The organism is Mycobacterium sp. (assembly GCF_049683355.1).
GTDB lineage: Bacteria > Actinomycetota > Actinomycetes > Mycobacteriales > Mycobacteriaceae > Mycobacterium.
The window spans coordinates 1-2,912 of sequence record NZ_JBAUJB010000292.1 but is presented as its reverse complement, the minus strand read 5'-3'; the positions used below and the strand labels follow the sequence as shown (position 1 = coordinate 2,912).

Here is a 2,912-nt window from a genome sequence, read left to right as displayed (position 1 = left end):
TCTTGAAGATCGAGCCGGCGCCGTCGCCGACGAGGGAGAAGGGCTGCGGCTGCACCGTCTGCCCGGCGTTGAGGTTCAGCCCGTAGGTGCGGCTGTCCGCCATCGCGAGGATGCGGTGGGAGTCCTTGCCGGGCCGGATCACGCTCATCACGCTGGCGACACCGACGGCGGTGGGGTCGGCGACCTCGTCGATGGCGCTCTTCACGCTGTTCTGGACCTTCGGGTCGAGGGTGGTGCGGATCAGATAGCCGTTGCGTGCCACGTCCTCCTTGCTCAGACCCGCGCGGGCCAGGTACTGCATCGCGTAGGCGCAGAAGAACGCACGGTCACCGGCGGCGATGCATCCCTGCGGCAGCGGATCGGGCCGCCGCAGCACGCCTAGCGGCTGGGCCTTGGCTGCGCGGAGCTCGTCGGCCTGGTCCGGCAGGTTCTCGATCATGGTGTTGAGCACCACGTTGCGTCGTTCCAGCGCAGCATCGGGGTAGGTGTACGGGTCCAGCGAGCTGGGCGAGCGCACCATCCCGGCCAACAGTGCCGCCTGCTGCCAGTTCAGTTCGGCGGCATTGACGCCGAAGTAGGTCCTCGCGGCGTCCTGAACGCCGAACGCGCCGTTGCCGAACGACACCAGGTTCAGGTAGCGCGCCAGGATCTCCGCCTTGGGCAGTGCCGCGTCCATGGCCAGGGCCGCCCGGATCTCGCGCAGCTTGCGTGCCGGGCTGATCTCCACCGCGGCGCGCCGGTCCGCATCGGTCTGCGCACGGACCAGGAGATTGAAGTTCTTGACGTACTGCTGCTCGATCGTCGACCCGCCCCTGGTAGTGTTGTTGCCCTGCAGATACCCGGCCAGGCCGGTCAGGGTGCCCTGCCAATCGACGCCGTTGTGTTCGGTGAAGCGCTTGTCCTCGATCGAGATGATCGCCAGTTTGATCGTGTTGGCGATCCGATCGCTGGGCACCACCCAGCGGCGCTGCTCGTACAGCCACGCGATGGGCTTGCCCGCTGCGTCCACCATGGTGGACACGACGGGCACCTCACCCTCGAGTAGTTGCGTGGATTCCGCAGTGGCCGAGTCGGATACGCGTAGCAGCGCCGTCCCGGCACCGCCGACGAACGGGAACATCAGCGCGGCCGCAAGCAGCCCGGCAAGGAGGCACGAGCCCGCCAGTCGGGCGAGAACCCCCCACTTCGCCCGGCCTTGGGCGCCCATGGCGTCAGCTTAGGACGGTTCGCGGTACCTGACTGTGGATTGCACGGGATTCGCACGACGGAGACCCTCGGTCCAGCCTGCTCGGCAACCTGGTGACTTCCGCCTCTTTCCCGGCGCCGAATGCGGTGCTCCGATGGAGCTGACGGGACGGCGTCGTTCGGACCGGCAACCGAGCCGTCCGTCGGATGGAGGTCACTGCAATGAACAGGTCATGACAGGACGCGGTTGTTCGCCCGCGTCCTCGGGCCCTTCTTGGTGATCATCGTCGTCGCGGCTGTGCTGCGGGCGTCGGACATGCGAACGCTGCTGTCGGACTTCTCGGCGAACTCGGCGTGGCCGTGGGTGTCGGGTGTGTTCATCCTGATCGGCGGCCTGCTCATCGTGGCCTTGCATCAGCAGTGGCACGGTCCCGCGGCAATCATCGTCTCGGCCCTGGGCTGGCTGATCGTCGTGCGGGCCATGTTGCTGCTGTTCGTCCCCGATGCGTTCATGTCGGTGGCCGACAACATGATCGGCGCGACGGCGTGGTGGATCGTGGCGTGTGCCGTGGCCGCGCTGATCGGTGCGTACCTGACCTACGTCGGCTGGGCGCCCGAGCACCATCGACCGGCCGCGGACGCGGGGAAGCCGAGCCGCGACGTGACTCCGGCCGCGTAGCACCGACGGCGAGGTTCGCCGTTCCCCGTCGCTGTCGGGCATTTCCTCTGCGGTGACGCAGTGCGATGATGGTTCGCATATCCCCGAAAGCAAAGGAGCTGGGGATGGGGTTCGAGCGAATCGATGACCTGCTCAACGGCGTGACCGCTGACGGATCGCTGCACGGCGTCGCCGCGACGGTCGTCGGCCGCGACGGCGTCCTCTATCAAGGTGCAGCGGGAGATGCGAAGCCCGACACGATGTTCCGCAACGCGTCGATGACCAAGGCCGTCGCGACCACCGCGGCGCTGCAGCTCGTCGAGCAGGGCCGCGTCGACCTGGACGCGGCCGTCGCTTCGATCGTGCCCGAGTTCGGCGAACTGCAGGTGCTTGACCACTTCGACGGCCGTGAACCGGTCCTGCGGGCACCCAAGACGCAGGCGACTGTCCGGCAACTGATGAACCACACCGCCGACTGCGGCTACCACTTCCTGAACGAGAAGCTGTTCGCCTCCTGCGAAGGGCAGAACTTTCCCAACCCGCTCGAGGGCGCCAAGCAGAGCATCAGTGCGCCGCTGGTCCACGACCCCGGCACGGTCTGGGAGTACGGCGTCAGCACCGACTGGGTCGGCATGGTCGTCGAGGCCGTCAGCGGCCAGATGTTGGCCGACTACCTCGCCGAGCACGTCTACGGTCCGCTCGGCATGACGGACTCGACGTTCGACCCGAGCGACGCGCAGCGCGCCCGGCTGCTGCCCGTCCGCTTCCGGGCACCGGACGGTGGCTTGGTGCCCACCGACCTCGACCTGCCGGCCCAGCCGGAGTGGGACGCCGCCGGCCACGGGTCCTACGGGACGGTCGCCGACTACGGGCGATTGGTGCGCGCCTGGCTCAACGGCGGCGAGCTCGACGGCACGCGCATCCTCAAGGAAGAAACCGTCGAGCTCGCGTTGCGGGACCACCTCGACGGGGCGCCGCTGCCCAAGCACATGGAGCCGACCGTCCCCGAGCTGACCAGGCCGGTCGAGTTGCTCGACGTCCCGCAGGGGTGGGGCCTCGGGTTCCACCT

At 68.2% G+C, this 2,912-nt stretch carries 3 protein-coding genes; 2 read left to right on the top strand and 1 reads right to left on the bottom strand.

What is annotated here, in order from left to right; genetic code table 11:
- A partial coding sequence (locus WA944_RS17010; protein ID WP_526647173.1) for a transglycosylase domain-containing protein occupies positions 1 to 1,207 on the bottom strand: 1,207 nt, incomplete at its 3' end.
- 225 nt (positions 1,208 to 1,432) lie between these two features.
- On the opposite strand from WA944_RS17010, the gene WA944_RS17005 reads away from it, so the two are divergent.
- Entirely contained in the window at positions 1,433 to 1,864 is a 432-nt protein-coding gene (locus WA944_RS17005) for a hypothetical protein (RefSeq protein WP_526647172.1), read from the top strand.
- Between the two features lie 104 nt (positions 1,865 to 1,968).
- On the top strand, positions 1,969 to 2,912 hold a 944-nt coding region (locus WA944_RS17000; RefSeq protein WP_526647171.1), incomplete at its 3' end, for a serine hydrolase domain-containing protein.